Source organism: Pseudomonas putida W15Oct28 (assembly GCF_000708715.2).
Classification (GTDB): domain Bacteria; phylum Pseudomonadota; class Gammaproteobacteria; order Pseudomonadales; family Pseudomonadaceae; genus Aquipseudomonas; species Aquipseudomonas putida_R.
In genome coordinates this window covers 117,356-139,890 of sequence record NZ_JENB01000012.1, presented here as the reverse complement: position 1 = coordinate 139,890, position 22,535 = coordinate 117,356, and the positions used below count along the sequence as shown (strand labels likewise).

Annotated in this window: 21 protein-coding genes and 1 pseudogene; 12 read left to right on the top strand and 10 right to left on the bottom strand. The window is 63.4% G+C overall.

Annotated elements, in window-relative coordinates; genetic code table 11:
- Positions 1 to 21: 21 nt before the first annotated feature.
- Positions 22 to 351 carry a transcriptional regulator SutA gene (gene sutA, locus AK81_RS10945; protein ID WP_043198977.1) on the top strand — a complete coding sequence of 110 codons (330 nt, stop codon included), beginning with the start codon at positions 22 to 24 and terminating at the stop codon, positions 349 to 351.
- A gap of 181 nt (positions 352 to 532) precedes the next feature.
- Here the strand turns inward: sutA and AK81_RS10940 are convergent, their stop codons facing one another.
- The 6 genes from AK81_RS10940 to lptM all read right to left on the bottom strand — a co-directional run bounded on the left by AK81_RS10940 (position 533) and on the right by lptM (position 5,309).
- Positions 533 to 1,228: an HAD family hydrolase gene (locus tag AK81_RS10940; RefSeq protein ID WP_043198975.1), complete on the bottom strand. Its 696-nt coding sequence runs from the start codon at positions 1,226 to 1,228 to the stop codon at positions 533 to 535.
- Positions 1,225 to 2,124 carry a tyrosine recombinase XerC gene (gene xerC, locus AK81_RS10935; protein ID WP_043198974.1) on the bottom strand — a complete coding sequence of 300 codons (900 nt, stop codon included), beginning with the start codon at positions 2,122 to 2,124 and terminating at the stop codon, positions 1,225 to 1,227. The genes AK81_RS10940 and xerC overlap by 4 nt, the downstream gene beginning before the upstream one ends.
- On the bottom strand, positions 2,124 to 2,834 hold the full coding sequence (locus tag AK81_RS10930) for a DUF484 family protein (RefSeq protein WP_043198972.1): 711 nt from the start codon (positions 2,832 to 2,834) through the stop codon (positions 2,124 to 2,126). Before AK81_RS10930 ends, xerC begins: the two co-directional genes overlap by 1 nt.
- A 170-nt stretch (positions 2,835 to 3,004) precedes the next feature.
- The gene (gene dapF, locus AK81_RS10925; protein ID WP_016502188.1) at positions 3,005 to 3,835 is read right to left on the bottom strand and encodes a diaminopimelate epimerase; all 831 of its coding nucleotides are present in this window, start codon (positions 3,833 to 3,835) and stop codon (positions 3,005 to 3,007) included.
- Between the two features lie 4 nt (positions 3,836 to 3,839).
- Positions 3,840 to 5,087 carry a diaminopimelate decarboxylase gene (gene lysA / locus AK81_RS10920; RefSeq protein ID WP_043198970.1) on the bottom strand — a complete coding sequence of 416 codons (1,248 nt, stop codon included), beginning with the start codon at positions 5,085 to 5,087 and terminating at the stop codon, positions 3,840 to 3,842.
- A 9-nt stretch (positions 5,088 to 5,096) separates the two neighbouring features.
- Positions 5,097 to 5,309 carry an LPS translocon maturation chaperone LptM gene (lptM, locus tag AK81_RS10915; RefSeq protein ID WP_050491862.1) on the bottom strand — a complete coding sequence of 71 codons (213 nt, stop codon included), beginning with the start codon at positions 5,307 to 5,309 and terminating at the stop codon, positions 5,097 to 5,099.
- A 190-nt stretch (positions 5,310 to 5,499) separates the two neighbouring features.
- Here lptM and cyaY point away from each other — a divergent pair, with 190 nt between their 5' ends.
- The 3 genes from cyaY to rnk all read left to right on the top strand — a co-directional run bounded on the left by cyaY (position 5,500) and on the right by rnk (position 6,612).
- Positions 5,500 to 5,832 (top strand): iron donor protein CyaY, encoded by a 333-nt coding sequence (gene cyaY, locus AK81_RS10910; RefSeq protein WP_043198968.1) that lies wholly within the window; start codon positions 5,500 to 5,502, stop codon positions 5,830 to 5,832.
- A gap of 1 nt (position 5,833) precedes the next feature.
- Positions 5,834 to 6,055, top strand: coding sequence for a DUF1289 domain-containing protein (locus tag AK81_RS10905; protein WP_043198966.1), 222 nt, complete (start codon positions 5,834 to 5,836; stop codon positions 6,053 to 6,055).
- 146 nt (positions 6,056 to 6,201) lie between these two features.
- The gene (gene rnk / locus AK81_RS10900) at positions 6,202 to 6,612 is read left to right on the top strand and encodes a nucleoside diphosphate kinase regulator (protein ID WP_016502183.1); all 411 of its coding nucleotides are present in this window, start codon (positions 6,202 to 6,204) and stop codon (positions 6,610 to 6,612) included.
- A gap of 117 nt (positions 6,613 to 6,729) precedes the next feature.
- Here rnk and AK81_RS10895 read toward each other — a convergent pair whose 3' ends face one another.
- A complete protein-coding gene (locus AK81_RS10895) occupies positions 6,730 to 9,585 on the bottom strand; it encodes a class I adenylate cyclase (protein ID WP_043198963.1) in 2,856 nt (951 codons plus the stop codon).
- A 167-nt stretch (positions 9,586 to 9,752) separates the two neighbouring features.
- Between AK81_RS10895 and AK81_RS10890 the strand changes: the two genes are divergently transcribed.
- Entirely contained in the window at positions 9,753 to 10,205 is a 453-nt protein-coding gene (locus tag AK81_RS10890) for a YaiI/YqxD family protein (protein ID WP_043198961.1), read from the top strand.
- Between the two features lie 153 nt (positions 10,206 to 10,358).
- Here AK81_RS10890 and elbB read toward each other — a convergent pair whose 3' ends face one another.
- On the bottom strand, positions 10,359 to 11,018 hold the full coding sequence (elbB, locus tag AK81_RS10885) for an isoprenoid biosynthesis glyoxalase ElbB (RefSeq protein WP_043198959.1): 660 nt from the start codon (positions 11,016 to 11,018) through the stop codon (positions 10,359 to 10,361).
- Positions 11,019 to 11,130: 112 nt separating this feature from the next.
- On the opposite strand from elbB, the pseudogene AK81_RS30395 reads away from it, so the two are divergent.
- A pseudogene (locus tag AK81_RS30395) lies at positions 11,131 to 11,757 on the top strand (sterol desaturase family protein); the annotation flags it as partial.
- Between the two features lie 501 nt (positions 11,758 to 12,258).
- Here the strand turns inward: AK81_RS30395 and AK81_RS28125 are convergent.
- Positions 12,259 to 12,903, bottom strand: a complete 645-nt coding sequence (locus tag AK81_RS28125; protein ID WP_081042043.1) for a DedA family protein — start codon at positions 12,901 to 12,903, stop codon at positions 12,259 to 12,261.
- A 213-nt stretch (positions 12,904 to 13,116) separates the two neighbouring features.
- Here AK81_RS28125 and ppk1 point away from each other — a divergent pair, with 213 nt between their 5' ends.
- Positions 13,117 to 15,372 (top strand): polyphosphate kinase 1, encoded by a 2,256-nt coding sequence (ppk1, locus tag AK81_RS10870; protein ID WP_043198954.1) that lies wholly within the window; start codon positions 13,117 to 13,119, stop codon positions 15,370 to 15,372.
- Here ppk1 and ppx read toward each other — a convergent pair.
- Entirely contained in the window at positions 15,359 to 16,861 is a 1,503-nt protein-coding gene (gene ppx, locus AK81_RS10865) for an exopolyphosphatase (RefSeq protein WP_043198953.1), read from the bottom strand. The genes ppk1 and ppx overlap by 14 nt on opposite strands.
- A gap of 254 nt (positions 16,862 to 17,115) precedes the next feature.
- Here ppx and trxA point away from each other — a divergent pair, with 254 nt between their 5' ends.
- The 5 genes from trxA (at position 17,116) to AK81_RS10840 (ending at position 22,470) form a co-directional block, all read left to right on the top strand.
- Positions 17,116 to 17,445, top strand: a complete 330-nt coding sequence (trxA, locus tag AK81_RS10860) for a thioredoxin TrxA (protein ID WP_043198952.1) — start codon at positions 17,116 to 17,118, stop codon at positions 17,443 to 17,445.
- A gap of 229 nt (positions 17,446 to 17,674) precedes the next feature.
- Positions 17,675 to 18,934, top strand: coding sequence for a transcription termination factor Rho (gene rho, locus AK81_RS10855; RefSeq protein ID WP_003253661.1), 1,260 nt, complete (start codon positions 17,675 to 17,677; stop codon positions 18,932 to 18,934).
- A gap of 204 nt (positions 18,935 to 19,138) precedes the next feature.
- Positions 19,139 to 20,605: a 4-hydroxy-3-polyprenylbenzoate decarboxylase gene (gene ubiD, locus AK81_RS10850; RefSeq protein WP_043198951.1), complete on the top strand. Its 1,467-nt coding sequence runs from the start codon at positions 19,139 to 19,141 to the stop codon at positions 20,603 to 20,605.
- Entirely contained in the window at positions 20,605 to 21,573 is a 969-nt protein-coding gene (locus tag AK81_RS10845) for a CDP-6-deoxy-delta-3,4-glucoseen reductase (RefSeq protein WP_043198950.1), read from the top strand. The genes ubiD and AK81_RS10845 overlap by 1 nt, the downstream gene beginning before the upstream one ends.
- Positions 21,574 to 21,819: 246 nt before the next feature.
- Positions 21,820 to 22,470 carry a gamma-glutamylcyclotransferase gene (locus tag AK81_RS10840; protein WP_043198948.1) on the top strand — a complete coding sequence of 217 codons (651 nt, stop codon included), beginning with the start codon at positions 21,820 to 21,822 and terminating at the stop codon, positions 22,468 to 22,470.
- The last annotated feature ends 65 nt before the right edge of the window (positions 22,471 to 22,535 follow it).

The following is a 22,535-nucleotide window of genomic DNA, read 5'->3' as shown; positions in this document are numbered from 1 at the left end:
TCGCAAGTCATGAGGTAGAACATGAGCGACGATGATCTGGAAAACGACGACCTCGAAGTAGGCGATGAAGACGAGGGCGATGAAGGCCTCGAAGCGGCGGCTGACGATGGCGCCGAAGACGCTGGCGATGACGACAGCAGCCCGGCACCCGCTGCCAAGGGCAAATCCAAGGCCGCCGTCTCGGTAGACGAGATGCCGAGCATGGAAGCCAAGCAGAAAGAGCGTGATGCACTGGCCAAGGCGATGGAAGACTTCCTTTCTCGCGGTGGCAAGGTGCAGGAAGTCGAGGCCAACGTGGTCGCCGACCCGCCCAAGAAGCCGGACAACAAGTACGGCAGCCGCCCTATCTGAGTGGCTGAACGCAAAAAAGCCCGCCGTCGCTGCGGGCTTTTTTGTGCCTGTCAGATTTGTGCTGCCTGTGCCGGCCTCTTCGCGGGTGAACCCGCTCCCACAGGATCTCTACAGGCCGCGGGGTGCGCGCGATCCCTGTGGGAGCGGGTTTACCCGCGAATGGGCCGCAACGCGGCCCCTGTCAGCGCCAGCGCGCGAGGATGTCGGGCAGCTGCGACAGGCGCTGGATCTCGGCATCCGGTGCCTGCTCACCCGTCCAGGCCTTGCCCTGGGGGTTGAACCACACCGCGCGTAGCCCGGCGCGCTGGGCGCCTGCGATGTCATCGCCGGGGTGATCGCCAATGTGCACCGCGGCGCTGGCGTGCGCCTCGCCGCGGCGCAGGGCTTCCAGGAACGGTGCCGGATCCGGCTTGCCGATGCCGAGGTCTTCGGCGCACAGGGCAAAGCGGAAGTAGTCTGCCAGCCCCAGCCGGCTCACATCGGCATTGCCGTTGGTGACCACGCCCAGGGTGTAGTGATGGCGCAAGATCTCCAGCACCGGCTGCACCTCGGGGAAGATCTCCACCTGGTGGCGAGCGTGCAGGAACACTTCAAAGCCTTCGTTGGCCAGCGCCTGCGCTTGCTTCTCGCTGTAGCCCACCTCTTCCAGGGCATGGAACAGCACCCGTCGGCGCAGGGCGCTGATGCGGTGTTTGAGGCCGGGCTCGGCCTGTACCAGGCGCTCGCGGATGGCAAACAGGTGCTCCACCGGCACGCCGCCCAGGATCGGGGCGTTGGCTTCGAGCCAGTCGCGCAGCACGACTTCTGCGCTGGCAATGACCGGTGCGGTGTCCCACAGGGTGTCGTCGAGGTCGAACGTGATCAGCTTGATGCTCATGAGTCTGTGCCTTTGCTGCGTTTGGCCCGAGGGTGGGCGCTGTCGTACACCGCGGCCAGGTGCTGGAAGTCCAGGTGGGTGTAGATCTGCGTGGTGCTGATGTCGGCATGGCCGAGCATCTCCTGCACCGCACGCAGGTCCTGGGACGATTCCAGCACATGGCTGGCGAAGGAATGGCGAAGCATGTGCGGGTGCAGGTGCTGGCCCAGCTCGCGCTCACCCGCCTTCTTCACCCGCTGCTGCACAGCCCGTGGTGTGATGCGGTTGCCCTGGCGGGTGATGAACACAGCGCGGTCACGCGGGTTGCCGATGCCGCGCAGGCGGTACCAGGCCTGTAGCGCCTCGCGGGCCTTGCGGCCAACCGGCAGAACGCGGGCCTTGCCACCCTTGCCCAGCACCTGCACCAGGCCGGCGGCGAGGTCGATGTGATCGAGGTCGAGGTTGGTCAGTTCTGACAGGCGCAGGCCCGAGGAGTAGAACAGTTCAAGGATTGCCTGGTCACGGCGGGCGATGAAGTCGTCGTCGACGCCGCCATCTAGCAGCTGCAGGGCGCGGTCGGTGTCCAGCACCTTGGGCAGCCGGCGCTCACCCTTGGGCGCGCTCAGGCCGGTGGCCGGGTCGTGCTGGCAAAGGCCTTCGCGGTTGAGGTAGCGGTACAAGCCGCGCACTGCCGAAAGCAGCCGGGCCAGGCTGCGCGAGGACTGGCCATGGTGGTGCAGGCGCGCGATCAGCTGGCGCAGCTGCTGGATCTGCAGCGCCTGCCAACCGTCAATACCGTGTTCCTTGCAGTAGGCGATGACCTTGTTCAGGTCGCGACGGTAGCCCACCAATGTGTGCTCCGACACCTGGCGCTCGTTGCGCAGGTGTGCGCAATAAGCCTCCAGCTGGCGTTCCATCAGCGTACCGAGCGCAGGGTCTGGGTTACGCGCGGTACAACGCGGCCGAGCACTTCGGCGATGTAGCCGAGGAACAGGGTACCGACGCTGCTCTTGTAGTGCTGCGGATCGCGACTGCCGATCGCCAGCACCCCGTGCAGCCCCTGGTATTCGAGGGTGGCCACGGCGCTGGAGCCTACTTCCCGGCGCTGTTCCTCACCGAACAGGAAGGCCAGCTCATGCTCACGCAGGTTGCCACTGACCGTCTTGCCGCTGCCCAGCAGGGCACCGATGGCCTGTTGCGCCTCGGCGTTGCTGACCCAGCGCCCGACCGGGGCGACGTTGTCGCCGAACAGGATGAGGCTGACGAAGGGCACCTGGAATTCCTGGCGCAGGCTGTCTTCGACCGCCATCACCACTTCTTCCAGGGTGCCGGCATCGAGCAGGTCGAGGATCAGCCGTCGGGTCTTGTCGAACAGCCGATCGTTGTCGCGGGCCACGTCCATCAATTGCGACAGGCGATGGCGCATCTCGATGTTGCGGTCGCGCAGCAGCTTGAGCTGGCGTTCCACCAGCGACACGCTGTCGCCTCGCTGATGCGGAATGCGCTGTTCGATCAGCAACTCGTCGTGCTCGGCGAAGAAGGTGGGGTGGGCGCGCAGGTAGGCGACCACCGCTTCGTCATCAAGCTCGGCGGACTGCTGGGGTACAACCTGGGGCTGATCTTTCATGGCGGTTACTCGCTTAGGCTCTGTACGAAAAGCCTTGATACTCGGTGATGCTGCGTTGAAAACAGCCTCGGAATGCTCATTTACAACCCGTAAAGTCGAGCGCGACTCCGACCGTTCCTCGGCTGTTTTCGCCTTGCCTGACCTTCGTCTCAAGACTTTTCATACAGACCCTAGAGACGAACCTGTCCTTCGTAGACGCGTACGGCCGGGCCGGTCATCAACACGGGCTTGCCGGGGCCGGCCCATTCGATGTGCAGGCGGCCACCGGGCAGGTCGAGGGACACCGGGGAATCCATCCAGCCTTGGCTGATCGCGGCCACGGCCGCGGCGCAAGCGCCGGTGCCGCAGGCCTGGGTTTCGCCCGCGCCGCGCTCCCACACGCGCAGGTTGGCGCGGTGGCGGTCGATGACCTGGAGGAAGCCGGCATTCACCCGCTGCGGGAAACGTGGGTGGTTTTCGATCTTCGGGCCCAGCTCATGCACGGGGGCAGTATGCACGTCGTCGACGCGCAGCACGGCATGCGGGTTACCCATGGACACGGCGGCAATCGAATGCAGCTGGCCGTCGACTTCCAGTGGGTAGTTCAGCGCCTGCTCGTCAGCGACGAAGGGGATTTCGGCAGGGATGAAGCGCGGTGGGCCCATGTCGACACTCACCTGGCCATCGTTCTGCACGTCCAGCACGATGATGCCGCTTTTGGTTTCGACGCGGATGCGCTTTTTCGCGGTCAGGCGCTTGTCCAGCACGAAGCGGGCGAAGCAGCGCGCACCGTTGCCGCACTGCTCCACTTCGGAGCCGTCGGCGTTGAAGATGCGGTAGCGGAAGTCCACTTCCGGGTTGTTCGGCGCCTCGACGATCAGCAACTGGTCGAAGCCGATGCCGGTATGGCGGTCACCCCATTGCTTGGCGTGCTTGGGCTGGATATGCGCGTGCTGGCTGACCAGGTCGAGGACCATGAAGTCGTTGCCCAGGCCATGCATCTTGGTAAAACGCAGCAGCATGGGCTTACTCCGGCAGCAGGCTTTCGCCAGCGTACAGTTCGGCGATGGTCTCGCGGCGGCGTACTTCGAACGCCTGGTCGCCGTCGACCAGGATTTCAGCGCAACGGCCACGGGTGTTGTAGTTGGAACTCATGACAAAACCATAGGCCCCCGCGGACTGCACGGCCAGCAGGTCGCCTTCGGCCAGGTTCAGCACACGGTCCTTGCCGAGGAAGTCGCCGGTCTCGCAGATCGGGCCGACCAGGTCGTAGGCACGGCCTTCGCCTTCGCGTGGGATGACCGCGCTGACACCCATCCAGGCCTGGTAAAGGGCCGGGCGAATCAGGTCGTTCATCGCCGCATCGATGATGGCGAAGTCCTTGTGTTCGGTGTGCTTGAGGTATTCCACGCGGGTCAGCAGCACCCCGGCGTTGGCCACGATGTAGCGGCCCGGCTCGAACACCAGGGCCAGGTCGCGCTTGCCTACGCGCTCGCGAATAGCCTTGATGTAGTCGGCCACCAGGGGTGGCTCTTCGTCGCGGTAGCGCACGCCAACGCCGCCACCCAGGTCCAGATGGCGCAGGTGGATGCCGCAGTCGGCGAGGCGATCGACCAGGTCCAGCAGGCGGTCGAGGGCATCGAGGAACGGCTCGACGGTGGTCAGCTGCGAGCCGATGTGGCAGTCGACGCCAACCACGTCCAGGTTCGGCAGCTGCGCGGCACGCACGTACATGGCCTCGGCGTCGGCGATGGCGATGCCGAACTTGTTTTCTTTCAGGCCCGTGGAGATGTACGGGTGGGTGCCGGCGTCAACGTCCGGGTTGACCCGCAGCGACACCGGGGCAACCTTGCCCATTTCGGCGGCCACGACTTGCAGGCGCTCCAGTTCGTCGGTGGATTCGACGTTGAAGCAGTGCACACCCACTTCCAGGGCGCGGCGCATGTCTTCGCGGGTTTTGCCAACGCCGGAGAACACCACGCGGTCGGCGCGCCCGCCAGCGGCCAGCACGCGCTCCAGCTCACCGCCGGAGACAATGTCGAAGCCTGCGCCCAGGCGCGCCAGCACGTTCAGCACGCCAAGGTTGGAGTTGGCCTTGACCGCGAAGCACACCAGGTGCTCGGTGCCTTGCAGGGCGTCGGCGTAGCTGCGGTACTGGGCCTCGATGTGGGCGCGCGAGTACACGTAGGTGGGGGTGCCGAAACGTTCGGCGACGGCCGACAGGGCCACCCCTTCCGCGAACAGCTCACCGTCGCGGTAGTTGAAAGCGTTCATCTGGTTTCCTTACTGCGCAGGCGACTGCTCGGGCTCGGACTGCAGCTCGGGCTGCTGTACTGGCGCGGGGGCCGGCTTGGCTTTTGGCTGGTGCTGGTGCGACTTGTGCGCTTTGCCGTTATCGCCGTCTTCAGGCAGATACAGCGGGCCTTTCTGGCCGCAGGCCGAAACGAGGCAGGCAACAGCGACCAGCGCCGCGAAGGAGGAAATCAGGCGCTTCATGGGTGAAATCCTTAGAAAAATGCAGTATTGCGCCCGAGTATACCGAGCGACCGGCGGCTTGCCTATGCAAGGGCCGGTCCGCCGGGCGGGCTATTCTTACCGCCTTCAATGGCTAATCTTTGCATTCGGCGCCAAGCGCCCGTATCTTGCCCGGCTTGCCTGTGACGCAGCTAATTTCGAGGTTCCTGCAATGAGTTTGAGTGAAGCGCGTTTCCATGATCTGGTCGACGCGACCCAACAGGCCCTGGAAGACCTGTTCGACGAGAGCGGCATGGACCTGGACATGGAGAACTCTGCCGGTGTCCTGACCATCAAGTTCGAAAACGGCAGCCAGCTGATCTTCAGCCGCCAGGAGCCGCTGCGCCAGTTGTGGCTGGCTGACAAGTCCGGCGGTTTCCACTTTGACTACGACGTAGAGAGCAAGAAGTGGATCTGCGAGAAGAGCGAAGAGCTGCTCGGCGAGATGCTTGAACGCATTGTCTGGGAGCGCGCTGGCGAGAAGCTGGACTTCGACGAGATCTGAGATGAGTGAGCAGCCGCGGCCGCCCAAGCCGCTTTACAGCAACGTCAGCCCCGCCGTGCCGTCGCCGTGCATCAGCGTTTGTCGGCTGGACGAACAGCGGGTGTGCACCGGCTGCCAGCGGCATGTGGAGCACATTCGCGAATGGCGTTCCGCCGATGACGAACGGCGTCGGCAGATCTGCCGCGAGGCCCAGGCCCTGCGCGACCAGGCTAAGGCACACTGAGAGCAGGGGCTTGAGTATTTGCCCGGCTGTGGTAGTGTCGAGTTCTGCGTCGGTGACGCCAAAGCATTCACAAACCCCGCCCTTGGGCGGGGTTTTGCTTTATCTGCCCGACGAAAATCGCCTGTTCAAAGGAGTCTGACTGGATCATGAGCACCAAGCCTTCCCTCATCCTCACCCGATTGGACGTACAGCGTCTGGAGCGTCTTATCGACAGCCTCGACGAGAGTACGCCGGGTGTGCTCGCCCTGCAGGACGAGCTGGACCGCGCCGAGCAGGTGGTCGGTCACGAGGACGTGCCAGCGGGCGTGGTGACCATGAACTCGCGCGTGCACTGCCGTGAGGAAGCCAGCGGCAAGGACTACCACCTGACGTTGGTGTATCCGAAGGATGCCGGGCCGGAAGGCAATGTCTCGGTCCTGGCGCCGATCGGCTGCGCCCTGCTGGGGCTGTCGGTGGGCGAGCAGATCGACTGGCCGGCACCGGGGGGCAAGACCCTCAAGCTGAAGCTGCTGGAAGTCGAGTACCAACCGGAAGCGGCGGGCGATTACGACCTGTAAGACCCAAGGGGGCCGCTTTGCGGCCCATCGCGACACAAGGCCGCTCCTACAAGGGATCGCATTCCCCTGTAGGAGCGGCCTTGTGTCGCGATGGGGTGCAAAGCACCCCCCGGCAATTCAGGCGCCTTCCGCCAAAACCTGGTCCAACCCCTCATTCAAAGCCTGCTCCAACACCCGCTTGTAGCTCAGGTACACCTGCGTCGCCCCCAGCCGGTCATCCAGCAACTCCGACAAATCCAGGTCGGTGATGTAGCACCGGTACTGTCCGGCACCGCGCCGTTGCCCGATGATCTGCCTGGCCACCACCGCATACAGGTGTTCACCATGTTCCAGCTCGGAAAACTCTAGCTGGTCGCAGTACAACGTCACATGCGCCGCACCCGCCACACCGGCCTGGATGATGGCCTGCACCTCATAGTAAGGCTGGTAGCTGCCTTCGACCGGGGCCAGGCGCGGCTCGATGCTACGCGCCTTGCCAGTGCCGGAAGGCAACAGTTGCGCGTAGTGGATATCCAGTGAGGCGGCGCGCTGGGTATCCAGCGGCAGCCGGGCATCACGGCGCATCACCACCGAACGCAGGAACCGCTGCAGCGGGAGCAGCAGGTGGGCTTCGTCATGCAGGGGCAGGCGCTGCTGCCACAGGGCATTGTATTCATCCAGCACATACAACTCGGCCCAGCCACCCTGCAGGCGGTAGAACACCTGGATGCAAGCCGGACGGCCCTGCTCCAGCACCAGGCGCAGGTCGTGGTCGAGCAGGGCGTTGCTATCCAGGTACAGCGGGCTGTAGGCGCTACGCTCCTCGCCCAGGTGGCCCAGCAGCGCCTCGTGCTCGGCCAGGGAGGCCAGGCCGACATGCCCGGCCAACAGCTCCAGCACATGGGTGTGTTGGGCCACCTGTAGCAGGTAGCGGTGGTTCAAGCCTTGGTCCAGCAGCAGCTGCACCGTGTCGAAAATTTCCTCCACGCGCTGGCTGATGGCCTGCGCGCGGCTCTGGCAAAAGCAGCGCACCCGCACCCGTGGCCGGTGGCCGCGCAGCACCGGGCTGTTAAGGAAGTCGCGCAGGCAGCGCACCAGCGCGTGCTCACCGTCGTAGCGTTGAACCAGCACTTCGTTCCAGCTGTTCAGGGTGACCTGGTCCAGGGTCAGCACCAGGTTTTCGCGCTTGCCTGCGTAGCTCAACGAGTCGGTACGCTCGGTGGTCATCAGGATGTTCAGGTCGCGGTGATGGCGCAGCGGGTCGATGGCGACATTGACCAGCAACAGCACCTCGTCGGCAACGCTGGGCTGCAGCAGGCGCACTTCGCTGACAATCGGCAAGGGCAGGGGAATGCTTTGCTGCAGGCACCCCATCAGGTTGAACAGCTCGAACTCACTGAGGTCGCTGGCGCCCGGGTGCAGCGCCAGGCGTGTGCTGCTGTCGATCACGCCATTGCGGTGGGCCCAGGTCAGCAGTTCAAGCAGCTCGCGGCAGCGCTTTATCGGGCTGAAGTGCTCCACCTCATGGGTGCTCAGGTTGCCGCTGTACAGCTCCCAGTGATGGCTGCCGGGCTCCTTGCGGTTGGGCGCCTGGACCAGGGTCAGGGTACCTTCGGCAAGGTCCGGGGCGATGCCGGGGTTGATCACCTCGACCTTGCCGGCGCGGCGCTCGAAGGCCGCATACAGGCGCCGGCCCAGCACATTGAGGTCGCGCTGGTCGGCGCGGCTGCTGGCGTTCTGGGTGCTGGCGAACTGGCTGAGGAAGCGGTAGCTATGGTTCAGCTCGGCCACCAGTTCGCGGCGCTCGACAGCGACTTGCTGCACTTTCCATTGGCTGCGGCTGTCCAGCAGGGCCAGCTGACGCTCATCCCAGCCCCACTCGTCTGCCAGGCGCTGCAACAGCCGGCGTTGCCAGCCATTGGCGCGGCCCTGGTCGCTGAGCTTCTTGTTCACCTTAAGGTACAGGCTGCGCCTTACCAGCTCCAGGCGTGCGGCCTCGCCACGTTGCAGCAGGTACCGTTCGATGCGTCGGTACACCATCACATACGGGTCCAGCTCGTCGAGGTCGAGCTGGTTGGCAAACACCGCCTGCTTGTAGTCCAGGCTCAGGCAGCGCACGGCGGGGTGTTCGCTGGCGTAGGCCTCGGTCAGCAGCAGCTTTAGTAGCGACTTGTAGGGCGAATCGATGCCCTTGAACAGTTGCCACAGGCCGGCACCGACGAACTCGCCGGGCGGAATGTGCGCCAGGTTGCCGAGGTCGAGGGCGTCCTGGCTGCGGATGAAGCGCTTGGTCAGCAGGGTCTGGGTGTAGGCGTGGTAATTGTGCTCCTGGTAGACGGGTACCAGCCACCACAGGGGTGTGCGCCCTGCCAGCCATAGCGTGGTGCGGTAGAACTCGTCCAGCAGCAGGTAATGCTGGGTGGTGCCGCAGTCGTCGGAGCCCAGTTGGCCGTCGCGCTGGCCCTGGGCAAAGCCTTGCGTGTCGATCAGGAAGAAGTGCGCCTCGGCGCCCAGGCTTGCCGCCCAGTCCTCCAGCAATTGGCACTTGCGGCGCAGCTCTTCCAGCTGTTGAGCGTGCAAGCCGGGCGCATGGCACACCCACAGGTCCATGTCGCTGTGCTCGGCCTGGGCCAGCGAGCCCAGGCTACCCATCAGGAACAGCCCGTGGATCGGGCGCGGTGGGTTGCCATGGCGGGCCTTGTAGCTGAACGAGCGGGCCAGGCGCTGGGCCTCGACCACCAGCTCGGCGCCTGGCTCGTAGCCCGATACGCCCGCAGGCGTGCTACCCGAGACGTAGCCCGGCAACAGCGGGTGGTTCACGTGAAACAGCAGCGGCAGCAGCGTCAGTACCTGTTGCTGGCGTGTCGACAGGCCTTCCATTGCCCGCTGCAGTCGCCCCTGGTTCAGCTGCAGGAAACGCGCACGCAATGTCGCCAGGACTTTGCGGTCGATGCCTTCGTCCAGGTCAGGGCGGATTTCGTGAGGGTGGTTCATTGCGCGCTCGGGCAGGCCAGTGAAGCTGTGGCGAGTTTAGCCTGAGTGGCAGGGTCGGATAAGCGCTAATTGGAATTTTTGGCGCCATTTTCCCAGCGCGCACCTGCTCCAGCTTTCGCTGCGCTTCAGGCATGATGGGTGCACTGATTTCATGTAGAGAATTTCTGATGCGTGTATGGATCGATGCCGACGCCTGCCCCAAGGCGGCCAAGGATCTGATCGTCAAGTTCGCCCTCAAGCGCAAGTTCGAAGTGGTGATGGTGGCGGGCCAGGCCGTGGCCAAACCGGCGTTCGCGATCGTGCGCCTGATCGTGGTGCCCAGCGGCATGGACGCAGCCGACGACTACCTGGTCGAGCACGCCGTGCCGGGCGAGCTGGTGATCTGCAGTGATGTGCCGCTGGCTGACCGCCTGGTGAAAAAGGGCGTGGCAGTGCTGGACCCGCGCGGGCGCGAATTCGACGAGCGCAACATGGGTGACCGACTGGCGGCGCGCAACCTGTTTACCGACCTGCGCGAGCAGGGCCAGGTGGGGGGAGGGCAGGGGGCGTATGGCGAGCGCGAAAAGCAGGCGTTTGCCAATGCGCTGGACCGGATCATTGCCCGGCTGTCCAAGCCCTGAAGGCTGACGCGGTCCCTGTAGGAGCGGCCTTGTGTCGCGATCGGGCCGCAAAGCGGCCCCAGGATTTCAGCTTCGCCGCATAAATTGCCGGGGCCGCTTCGCAGCCCGATCGCGACACAAGGCCGCTCCTACACAGAGCGCTCGTGACGTAACTTACTCGTGTGTAAGTTCCAGCACCCGGTCCACCAGCTTGTAGATCCCGCCCGCCGCCTCGCTGATCGACTTGGCCTCCATGTAGGCCGGGGTCGTCACCAGCTTGCGCTGGGTGTCTTCGACAATATCGTGCACGTCGCACGCTTCATGGGTGCCGCCCATCTTCTCGACAGCCGCCGCAGTACCGGCGTCGCTACCGATGGTGCAGACCACGCCCGGCCCGTAGATCTTCGCGGCCAGTGCCGGTGAGATGCAGATCAGGCCAACCGGCTTGCAGGCGTCGGCAAAGGCTTCGGCCAGGGCCAGCACGTCCGGGTTGACGGTGCAGTTGGCGCCTTCCACGGCGAAGTTGGACAGGTTTTTCGCCGCCCCGAAACCGCCCGGCACGATCAGCGCATCGAAGTCTTCTGCCTTGGCTTCGCGGATGTCCTTGACCTCGCCGCGGGCAATGCGCGCCGACTCCACCAGCACATTGCGCGACTCGGGCATTTCTTCGCCGGTCAGGTGGTTGATGACATGCATCTGCGCAATGTTCGGCGCGAAGCACTGCACCTGCGCACCGCGCTGGTCGAGGCGCAGCAGGGTGATCACGCTTTCGTGGATTTCGGCGCCGTCATACACGCCACAGCCGGAAAGAATCACCGCTACTTTTTTTGTCATGCTCATTACTCCAGTGTCGAGGCGCTAAATGTCCTCTAGTTTGGCAGATGTCGCCATAGGGGTTGCCGCAGGCGCGGCCTAATCTTGATGGATACCGCCTGAGGCCGTACCCATGGACCTGATACTGCTGGCCGTGCCGTTCTTCTTCGTGCTGATCGCCGTGGAGCTGGTGGCCGACCGTGTGCGTGGCCAGCGCAACTTTACCCTGGCCGACTCGATCAACAGCCTGAGCACCGGCGTGCTGTCGACCAGCACCGGCTTGCTGACCAAAGGCGCAGGGCTGCTGACCTATGCCCTGGCGTTCGAGCACCTGGCGCTGTTGCGCCTGCCGCCCGAGGCCTGGTGGGTATGGTTGCTGGCCTTCGTCCTTTACGACTTCTGCTACTACTGGCTGCACCGTCTGGGGCATGAACGCAATGTGCTGTGGGCCGCGCATTCGGTGCATCACCAAAGCGAGGAATACAACCTCACCACCGCGTTGCGCCAGACCAGTAGCGGGTTCATCTTCTCGTGGATCTTCTACCTGCCGCTGGCGCTGCTGGGCGTGCCGCCACTGGTATTCATCACCGTGGCTTCGCTCAACCTGCTGTACCAGTTCTGGGTGCATACCCGGCACATCCCCAAGCTTGGCTGGCTTGAGTGGGTGTTGATCACGCCATCCAACCATCGCGTCCACCATGCGCAAAACCCTGCTTACTTGGATCGCAATTATGGCGGCGTGTTCATTCTCTGGGACCGCCTGTTCGGCACCTTCAAAGAGGAAGACCCGGCCGAGCCGGTGGTGTTCGGGGTAACCACGCCGCTGGCCAGCTGGAACCCGCTGTGGGCCAACCTGCAGTTCTATGCCCAGCTCTGGCATGACGCCCGGCACACCGCCAGCCTGTGGGACAAGCTGCGCATCTGGTTCATGCCCACCGGCTGGCGCCCCGCCGATGTGGCTGCGCGCTACCCGCAGGCCAAGCAGGACCTGGCGCTGTTTCGCAAGTTCGAGATAGCCCTGGGCCGCCCGCAACAAGCCTACGTGGCGACGCAGTTCGTGGTTTATGTGGCCTTGGGCAGCTACCTGATGGACGTAGCCGAACGCGTGCCTGCCGCCGCGCTGGTGCTCGGCTGGTCGCTGATGGCGTTTGGGCTGTTCGTACTGGGCGGGTTGCTGGAGAACCGGCCCTGGGCTGCGCGCCTGGAACTGGCGCGGCTGGTGATGAATGCGCCGGCGCTGTACCTGGCCGGCGCACTGGGCCTAGCGGTGGTCGCGCCGCTGGCCTGGTTCCTGCTCGTGGTCTACAGCCTTCTCAGCTTCTGGGGCCTGGGCCTGGTTCGCCGCCTTGCGCTCCGCGCGCAAGGTGCGGAAGCGCCGGCGCAGCCACAACAGGACGCCCAGCCCCAGCAGGCCACCAAGTACCCATAGTTCGTAACGCTTCACGTTGCCCAGCAGGCCTTCGAGGATGGCGCCGAAGTGGTACGCGGCCGCGCCCAGGGCGATTGCCCAGATGGCCGCGCCAATACCATTGAGCAGCAGGTAGCGGCGCGGCGGGTAGCCCGACAGGCCAATGGCCACCGGCATGACCGTACGCAGGCCATAGACAAAGCGGAAGCTCAGCACCCAGATGTCGGGGTGGCGGCGGATGTGGTCCAGCGCCCGGTCACCCATTGCTTGCCAGCGCGGTTTGCGCGCCAGGATCCTGCGCCCGTGGCGGCGGCCCATGAAGTACCAAAGCTGGTCGCCGGCGTAGCTGCCCAAGAACGCCACCAGGCACACCAGCTTGATGTCCATGTACCCACGGAACGCAAGGAAACCCGCAAGTACCAGGATGGTCTCGCCTTCGAAGAAGGTGCCTAGAAAAAGGGCAAAGTAGCCGAAATCCTGCAGGAATTGTTGAAGCATTTTCTGAGGTGCTGGCGAAATGAACGCGCAGCCTACCCCTTCGCGCGCATTCGTGAAAGTGTCCAAATGTGTCTCGACGTGAACAATTCCTACACAGACAATGCCAGAGGCCACGCGCCATGGCTTGCCCTGGTGTGTAACACAGGCGTCATAATGGGCGCTTATCTTGCCGCTCAATTGATGATAGGGCGTTAACGTCCTCAGGAACGCCAGATGAATAATGAAGTGCTCACCCCTGTCGCGATCAAGGATGCCCAGGAGCTCCCGGAAGAGCTGGTGCAGACCCCGCCAGACCTGCCGCCGGCGCCCGAACCCGAGCCCGTAGAGGAGCAGGTGGCCGAGCCTGTGGCCGCGGCGCCCGCGCCTGCGCCGGCCCCGGCAATCGCCGTGCCTGGTCTGGACGACAGCAGCCTGTACATTCATCGCGAACTCTCGCAGCTGCAGTTCAACATCCGCGTGCTGGAACAGGCCCTGGACGAGAACTACCCACTGCTCGAACGCCTCAAATTCCTGTTGATCTTCTCCAGCAACCTGGACGAGTTCTTCGAGATCCGCGTCGCTGGCCTGAAGAAGCAGATCAACTTCGCCCGTGAACAGGCCGGTGCCGACGGCCTGCAGCCGCACCAGGCGCTGGCGCGCATCAGCGAGCTGGTGCACATCGAGGTAGAGCGCCAGTACGCGATCCTCAACGACGTGCTGCTGCCGGAGCTGGAAAAACACCAGATCCGCTTCATCCGCCGCCGTTACTGGACGCCCAAGCTCAAGACCTGGGTGCGCCGCTATTTCCGCGACGAAATCGCCCCGATCATCACCCCGATCGGCCTCGACCCGACTCACCCGTTCCCGCTGCTGGTGAACAAGAGCCTCAACTTCATCGTCGAGCTGGAGGGGGTCGACGCCTTCGGCCGCGACTCGGGCCTGGCGATCATCCCGGCCCCGCGCCTGCTGCCGCGGGTCATCCGCGTGCCTGAGGAGGTAGGCGGCCCGGGTGCCAACCACGTGTTCCTGTCGTCGATGATCCACGCGCACGCCGACGACCTGTTCCAGGGCATGAAGGTGAAGGGCTGCTACCAGTTCCGCCTGACCCGTAACGCCGACCTGGCGTTGGACTCCGAAGAAGTCGACGACCTCGCCCGCGCCCTGCGCGGCGAGCTGTTCTCGCGCCGTTACGGCGACGCCGTGCGCCTGGAAGTGGCCGACACCTGCCCGAAACACCTGTCGGACTACTTGTTGAAGCAGTTCAGCCTCAGCGAAAGCGAGCTGTACCAGGTCAATGGCCCGGTCAACCTCACCCGCCTGTTCAGCATTACCGGCCTGGACAGTCACCCGGAGCTTCAGTACACGCCGTTCACCCCGGCGATCCCCAAGCTGCTGGTGAACGCCGACAACATTTTCAGCGTGATCAGCAAGCAGGACATCCTGCTGATGCACCCGTTCGAGTCCTTCACCCCGGTGGTCGACTTGCTGCGACAGGCCGCCAAGGACCCGCACGTGCTTGCCGTGCGCCAGACGCTTTACCGTTCCGGGGCCAACTCGGAAATTGTCGATGCTCTGGTGGACGCGGCGCGTAACGGCAAGGAGGTCACCGCGGTGATCGAATTGCGCGCGCGCTTCGACGAAGAGTCCAACCTGCAGATGGCCAGCCGCCTGCAAGCGGCCGGTGCGGTGGTGATCTACGGTGTGGTCGGCTTCAAGACCCACGCCAAGATGATGTTGATCCTGCGCCGCGAGCAGGGCGAGATCGTGCGCTATGCGCACCTGGGTACCGGTAACTACCACGCCGGCAACGCCCGCCTGTACACCGACTACAGCCTGCTGACCTCTGACGACGCCCTCACCGAAGACGTCGGCAAGCTGTTCAGCCAGTTGATCGGCATGGGCAAGACGCTGCGCATGAAAAAGTTGCTGCACGCGCCGTTCACCCTGAAAAAGGGCATGCTCGACATGATCGCGCGCGAAACCCAGTTCGCCCTCGAAGGCAAGCCGGCGCACATCATTGCCAAGTTCAACTCGCTGACCGATGCCAAGGTCATCAAGGCGCTGTACAAGGCCAGCCAGTCGGGTGTGAAAATCGACCTGGTGGTGCGTGGCATGTGCTGTCTGCGCCCAGGCATCCCGGGGGTTTCACACAATATCCAGGTGCGCTCGATCATCGGCCGCTTCCTTGAGCACACGCGGGTGTTCTACTTCCTCAATGGCGGCGAAGAGCAGATCTACCTGTCCAGTGCCGACTGGATGGAGCGCAACCTCGACAAGCGCGTCGAGACTTGCTTCCCGGTGGAAGGCAAGAAGCTGTTGCTGCGGGTGAAGAAGGAGCTGGAAAGCTACCTGACCGACAACACCCACGCCTGGACCTTGCAGCCAGACGGGCGCTACGTGCGTATCACCCCGACCGGCAACCAGAACCCGCGCAGTGCCCAGGCGACCCTGCTGGAGCGCCTGAGCAACCCGGTCCTCAACGTACGCTGAGGACGAAGCCGACCCGGGCCAGCCACTCCGCCTCGTTGGCGAAGTCGGCCTGGGTCAGCTGGTTCTGTTCCAGCCAGCCTTCAGGGAAGGCCACATCCAGGCTGTTGTCCCCGGCTTTGAGGCTCACTTTTGGCATCTGCTGGGTGCCGCGAATGTGGTGGAACAAGATAGCGAAGCGCAGCAGTACGCACAGGCGGATCAGCTGTACGCCTTCATCGCCGAACTCGGCGAACTTGTCCTTGGGGATGTTGCGGCGATGGCCGCGCACCAGCAAGGCCATCATCTGCTGGTCCTCGCGGGAGAAGCCCGAGAGGTCGGAGTGCTCGATCAGGTAGGCGCCGTGCTTGTGATAATGATAGTGGGCGATATCCAGGCCTACTTCGTGCACTTTTGCCGCCCATCCCAGCAGATCGCGCCAGTTTCCATCTTTTAGCTGCCATGCGTCGGCCACCTGGTCGAACGCGTGCAGTGCCTTGCGCTCGACGCGCGCTGCCTGGCCCTGGTCCACGTGGTAACGCTCCATCAACGAGTTGAGGGTGCGTTCGCGCACGTCTTCGTGGTGGTGGCGGCCGAGCAGGTCGAACAGCACACCTTCGCGCAGCGCGCCGTCACAGTGGTCCATGCGCTGCAGTTCCAGCGCGTCGAAAATCGCTTCGAGAATGGCCATGCCCGCCGGGAAGATGGTGCGGCGGTCCGGCTTGATGCCGTCGAAGTCGATCTTGTCGACTTCACCCAGCTTGAACAACTTGCGCTTGACCCAGGCCAGGCCCTCGGCGTTGACCTCGCCATTGCCCAGGCCGCCGGCCTTGATGGCCGCGCCGATGGCGCGGATGGTGCCAGACGAGCCGATGGCCTCGTCCCAGGTCAGGCGATGCAGGGCATGCTCGATGCTCATCAGCTCCAGGCGCGCGGCCGTGTAGGCCTGGGCGTAGCGGGCCGGGGTGATCTTGCCGTCGCGGAAGTAGCGCTGGGTGAAGCTGACGCAGCCCATCTGCAGGCTTTCGCGCAGCAGCGGCTCGAAGCGCTGGCCGATGATGAACTCGGTACTGCCGCCGCCAATGTCGGCCACCAGGCGTTTGCCGGGGGTGTCGGCCAGGGTGTGCGAAACGCCCAGGTAGATCAGGCGCGCCTCTTCACGGCCGGAGATGACCTCCACCGGGTGGCCGAGGATGGCTTCGGCGCGCTGGATGAATTCGTTACGGTTGCGCGCTTCGCGCAAGGCGTTGGTACCGACGATACGCACGGAGCCTGCGGGCATGCCGTTGATCAGCTGAGAAAAGCGCTTGAGGCAATCCAGGCCTCGTTCCATTGCCTCTTCACTGAGTTTGCGGTCTTCGTCGATGCCGGCGGCAAGCTGAACCTTCTCGCCGAGCCGCTCGAGGATGCGGATTTCGGTATGGTGGGCCTTGGCCACGACCATGTGAAAACTGTTGGAGCCAAGGTCGATGGCGGCGATCAGGGACAGGTTCTTCGCGATGGTATGCGGCATGATCTGGTTGTTCTCGGTCGTTAACCCGGCAATCGTGCCACGATAGCAGGCTGGCGCCAACGCGTGACACGCAGCCGATGTGCTGGCCTTGATGCAAGGCAATGTGCCATTCGATTCTATGACGGCTGTATGACAGTTTCGATTCGCGGGGTCTTGCACAACTATAGTTACACTCAATCGTGCGTGGCTTCCTGTAGGCGGCGGGTGCGGCTATGATGGGCAACGTTTTTTTGCTTACGACCCTGGAGATATCCATGAGCAGCGATCTGATCAAACATGTCACCGACGCCACCTTCGAGGCCGAAGTCCTGAAAGCCCAAGGCCCGGTGCTGGTCGACTACTGGGCTGAATGGTGCGGCCCATGCAAGATGATCGCGCCAGTGCTGGACGACATCGCTTCCACCTACGATGGCAAGCTGACCGTCGCCAAGCTGAACATCGACGAAAACCAGGAAACCCCAGCCAAGCACGGCGTGCGTGGTATCCCGACGCTGATGCTGTTCAAGAACGGCAACGTCGAAGCCACCAAGGTTGGCGCTCTGTCCAAGTCGCAGCTGGCCGCGTTCCTCGACGCCCACCTGTGATGTGAAAAAAAGCCCCGCAAATGCGGGGTTTTTCTTTTTCAGAGCACTAGACGCAGAAAAAAGCAAGTGTTACATTCGGCCTCGCACTGCTTTTCCAGTGCCCTCTACGTGCCGTCGCCGAAGCATCCCTAATTCGAATCAGTACGCGATCCTGTCGCCATCTAGCGGCGCGGCCTCATTAAGCCAGAAGCTTAATTCTCCCTTCTTACATGATTACGTCACTCCCCTTATGAACCTGACTGAACTCAAGCAAAAGCCGATTACCGATCTTTTGGAAATGGCCGAACAGATGGGCATCGAGAACATGGCCCGTTCGCGCAAACAGGACGTGATCTTCGCCCTGCTGAAGAAGCACGCGAAGAGCGGCGAAGAGATTTCGGGTGACGGCGTGCTGGAGATTCTCCAGGATGGTTTCGGTTTCCTGCGCTCGGCTGATGCGTCCTACCTGGCCGGCCCGGACGATATCTACGTCTCGCCCAGCCAGATCCGCCGTTTCAACCTGCGTACCGGCGACACCATCGTCGGTAAGATCCGCCCGCCGAAGGAAGGAGAGCGTTACTTCGCCCTGCTGAAGGTTGATACCATCAACTTCGACCGTCCGGAAAACGCGAAGAACAAGATCCTGTTCGAAAACCTGACGCCGCTGTTCCCGAACAAGCGCCTGAAGATGGAAGCCGGTAACGGCTCCACCGAAGACCTGACCGGTCGCGTGATCGACCTGTGCGCCCCGATCGGCAAAGGCCAGCGTGGCCTGATCGTCGCCCCGCCAAAAGCGGGCAAGACCATCATGCTGCAGAACATCGCGGCCAACATCACCCGTAACAACCCCGAGTGCCACTTGATCGTCCTGCTGATCGACGAGCGCCCGGAAGAAGTGACCGAAATGCAGCGCACCGTGCGCGGCGAAGTAGTTGCTTCCACCTTCGACGAGCCGCCAACCCGCCACGTGCAGGTTGCCGAAATGGTGATCGAGAAGGCCAAGCGCCTGGTCGAGCACAAGAAGGACGTGGTCATCCTGCTGGACTCCATCACCCGTCTGGCGCGTGCCTACAACACCGTGATCCCGAGCTCCGGCAAGGTGCTGACCGGTGGTGTCGACGCCCACGCCCTGGAGAAGCCAAAGCGCTTCTTCGGCGCCGCGCGTAACATCGAAGAAGGCGGTTCGCTGACCATCATCGCCACCGCGCTGGTCGAAACCGGCTCGAAGATGGACGAAGTGATCTACGAAGAGTTCAAGGGCACCGGCAACATGGAGCTGCCGCTGGACCGCCGCATCGCTGAAAAGCGTGTGTTCCCGGCCATCAACATCAACCGTTCCGGTACCCGCCGCGAAGAGCTGCTGACCGCCGACGACGAACTGCAGCGCATGTGGATCCTGCGCAAGCTGCTGCACCCGATGGACGAAATCGCCGCCATCGAGTTCCTGGTCGACAAGCTCAAGCAGACCAAGACCAACGACGAGTTCTTCTTGTCGATGAAGCGCAAGTAAGCTTCCCGACCAGGCAGTAATTGGGGCCGCTTCGCGCCCCTTCGCGGGCACGCCCGCTCCCACAGGTTCAGTGCGATCCTTGTGGGAGCGGGCGTGCCCGCGAAGGGCTGCGAAGCGGCCCCAATGCATTTTTGCCCCCAAACAATGCCCGAACGGCGCTACACTCTGCACCCCCGACCGATACGGCCAACACGAGGCTCATGCATGCAGTATCGCGACTTGCGCGACTTCATCCGTGGCCTGGAGCAGCGCGGCGAACTCAAGCGCATCCAGGTTCCGATCTCCCCTGTCCTGGAAATGACCGAGGTGTGCGACCGCACCCTGCGTGCCAAAGGCCCGGCGTTGCTGTTCGAAAAGCCCACCGGCTTCGATATTCCGGTGCTTGGTAACCTGTTCGGCACGCCAGAGCGCGTGGCCATGGGCATGGGCGCCGAGTCGGTCGAAGAACTGCGCGAAATCGGCAAGCTGCTGGCCTTCCTCAAGGAGCCAGAGCCTCCGAAGGGCCTGAAGGACGCCTGGTCCAAGCTGCCGATCTTCAAGAAGGTCGTGTCGATGGCGCCGAAGGTGGTCAAGGACGCGGTGTGCCAGGAAGTGGTGGTCGAGGGTGACGATGTCGACCTCGGCGCACTGCCGATCCAGCACTGCTGGCCAGGCGACGTGGCGCCGCTGATCACCTGGGGCCTTACCGTTACCCGCGGCCCGAACAAGGACCGCCAGAACCTGGGCATCTACCGCCAGCAGGTCATCGGCCGCAACAAGGTCATCATGCGCTGGCTGAGCCACCGTGGCGGCGCCCTCGACTACCGTGAGTGGTGCGAGAAGCACCCCGGTCAGCCGTTCCCGGTCGCCGTGGCCCTGGGTGCGGACCCGGCGACCATCCTCGGCGCCGTGACCCCGGTGCCGGACACCCTTTCCGAATATGCCTTCGCCGGCCTGCTGCGCGGCAATCGCACCGAGCTGGTCAAGTGCCGTGGCAGCAACCTGCAGGTACCGGCCACCGCCGAGATCATCCTGGAAGGCGTGATCCACCCGGGCGAAATGGCTCCGGAAGGCCCGTATGGCGACCACACCGGCTACTACAACGAAGTGGACAGCTTCCCCGTGTTCACCGTCGAGCGCATCACCCACCGGCACAAGCCGATCTACCACAGTACCTACACCGGCCGCCCGCCAGATGAGCCGGCGATTCTCGGTGTGGCACTGAACGAAGTGTTCGTGCCGATCCTGCAGAAGCAGTTCCCGGAAATCACCGACTTCTACCTGCCGCCGGAAGGCTGCTCGTACCGCATGGCGGTGGTGACCATGAAAAAGCAGTACCCCGGCCATGCCAAGCGCGTGATGCTAGGTGTGTGGTCGTTTCTGCGACAGTTCATGTACACCAAGTTCGTTATTGTCACCGATGACGATATCAACGCCCGTGACTGGAACGATGTGATCTGGGCCATCACCACGCGCATGGACCCCAAGCGTGATACGGTAATGATCGACAACACGCCGATCGACTACCTGGACTTCGCGTCGCCGGTATCGGGGCTGGGGTCGAAGATGGGCCTGGACGCCACGCACAAGTGGCCGGGCGAGACTACACGCGAATGGGGACGGGTCATCGTCAAGGACGAAGCCGTCACCCGCCGTATCGATGAGCTGTGGGATCAGTTGGGAATAGATTGATGCAGGTAACGTTGCAGCCGTCCGGGGCGGTGCTGGCGCTCGAACCCGGGGAACGGATCCTGGATGGAGCGCGGCGGTTGGGCTATGACTGCCCGAATAGCTGCCGCAATGGCAATTGCCATGTCTGCGCCGCGTTGTTGGTCGAAGGCCGGGTACGCCAGGACGGCGAAGTCCGCGACCATGGCGAGCTGTTTACCTGCATTGCCGAACCGCTGGAGGACTGTGTGTTGCTCTGGGATGGTGTGCTCGCCTTGGGCGAGCTGCCGGTGCGCAAGCTGGCGTGCAGCGTCAGTGAATGCGTCGACGTTGGTGGCGACGTCTGGCGGGTGCGTTTGCGCGCGCCGGCCGGCAAGCTACCGCGCTATCACGCCGGGCAGTACCTGATGATCGAGCGTGAGGGCGGCAAACAGGCCGCGTTCTCGCTGGCCTCCGCACCCCACGCCGGGCGTGAGCTGGAGCTGCACGTACTGGCGCGTGAGCCCAGTGCATTGCAACTGATCGACCAACTGAAGCGTGATGGCTTGGCACGCATCGAAATGCCGTTTGGCGACACCCACCTGGCCGAGCTGCCTGACGGGCCGCTGGTGCTGATTGCCGCCGGCACCGGCATGGGCCAGATGCACAGCCTGCTCGAGCATTGCCGCGCCAACGGCTTCAAGCACCCGGTACACCTGTATTGGGGCGTGCGCCGGCCCGAAGACTTCTACCAGATCGAGCACTGGGACGAATGGCAGCAGCTGCCCAACCTGTTCCTGCACCAGGTCGTCAGCGACCTGTGCGGCTGGGAGGGCCGCTGCGGCATGCTGCATGAAGCGGTCTGCGAAGACATCGCCGACCTCAATACCGTGCATGTGTATGCCAGCGGTTCACCGAACATGATCTATGCCACCCTCGACGCCCTGGTCGAAGCCGGCATGGATGCACACCGCATGCGTGCGGATGTGTTTGCCTACGCGCCACGCGGTTAATAACCGAAGTTTGAACGAGTGGGTATAAGGCGGTAATTTTTACCGCCTTGGCTAATAACTTTCTGAGTTGCCGACACAGTACTTCCCAGTCGTCGGAACCGCGCATGAAACTCTGCCGCGAGGGCTTGAGTATTCCTGCAATTCTGGCCTATGGTTACTGCAAGGGCCCTTGCTACAGAGGCTTGTGGCCTTATCACAATCGAATCTCGCTACATCCGTAGTTCATAGGGATAATGGCGGCAGCTTATGTCGGCACTTGAAAGTATGTCTTGGGAAGTTTCATACCCTCCGGCACTCGACTTCGGTCAGCAACATACTCGCGACCAGTTGTTCAACTCCATGAAGACGACCATGTCTCGGCATCAGGGCGGGCCCGTGTGGCTGTTCGCTTATGGCTCCTTGATCTGGCGCCCGGAGTGCAGTTCGGTGGAGCGCCAGCGCGCGCGGGTGCATGGTTATCACCGGGGCTTGTACCTGTGGTCGCATGAACACCGTGGCACACCGGAAACCCCTGGGCTGGTGTTCGGCCTGGACCGTGGTGGCTCCTGCAGCGGCTTTGCCTATCGACTGGATGAAAGCAGCCTGGATGACTCGCTGATGGCCCTGTGGCAGCGGGAGATGCCGTACCCGGCCTACCGGCCGCACTGGCTTAGCTGCCGGCTGAGCGATGGCAGCAAGGTGCAGGCCTTGGGCTTTGTGCTGGAGCGCCATTTGCCGTGCTATGCCGGGAACCTGCCGGACACGCTGCTCAGCCAGATCCTGGCCAGTGCCAAGGGGCGCTATGGCACCACGCGGGACTATGTCGAGCAGACCTTGAATGCATTGCGCAGCCACCAGATGCCGGATCGCAACCTTGAGGCGCGGTTCAGGCGGTGCCACAACCTGCGTGAAGTCTGAGTTTTTGGGGCCGCTGTGCGGCCCATCGCGACACAAGGCCGCTCCTACAAGGGAACGCAAATCCC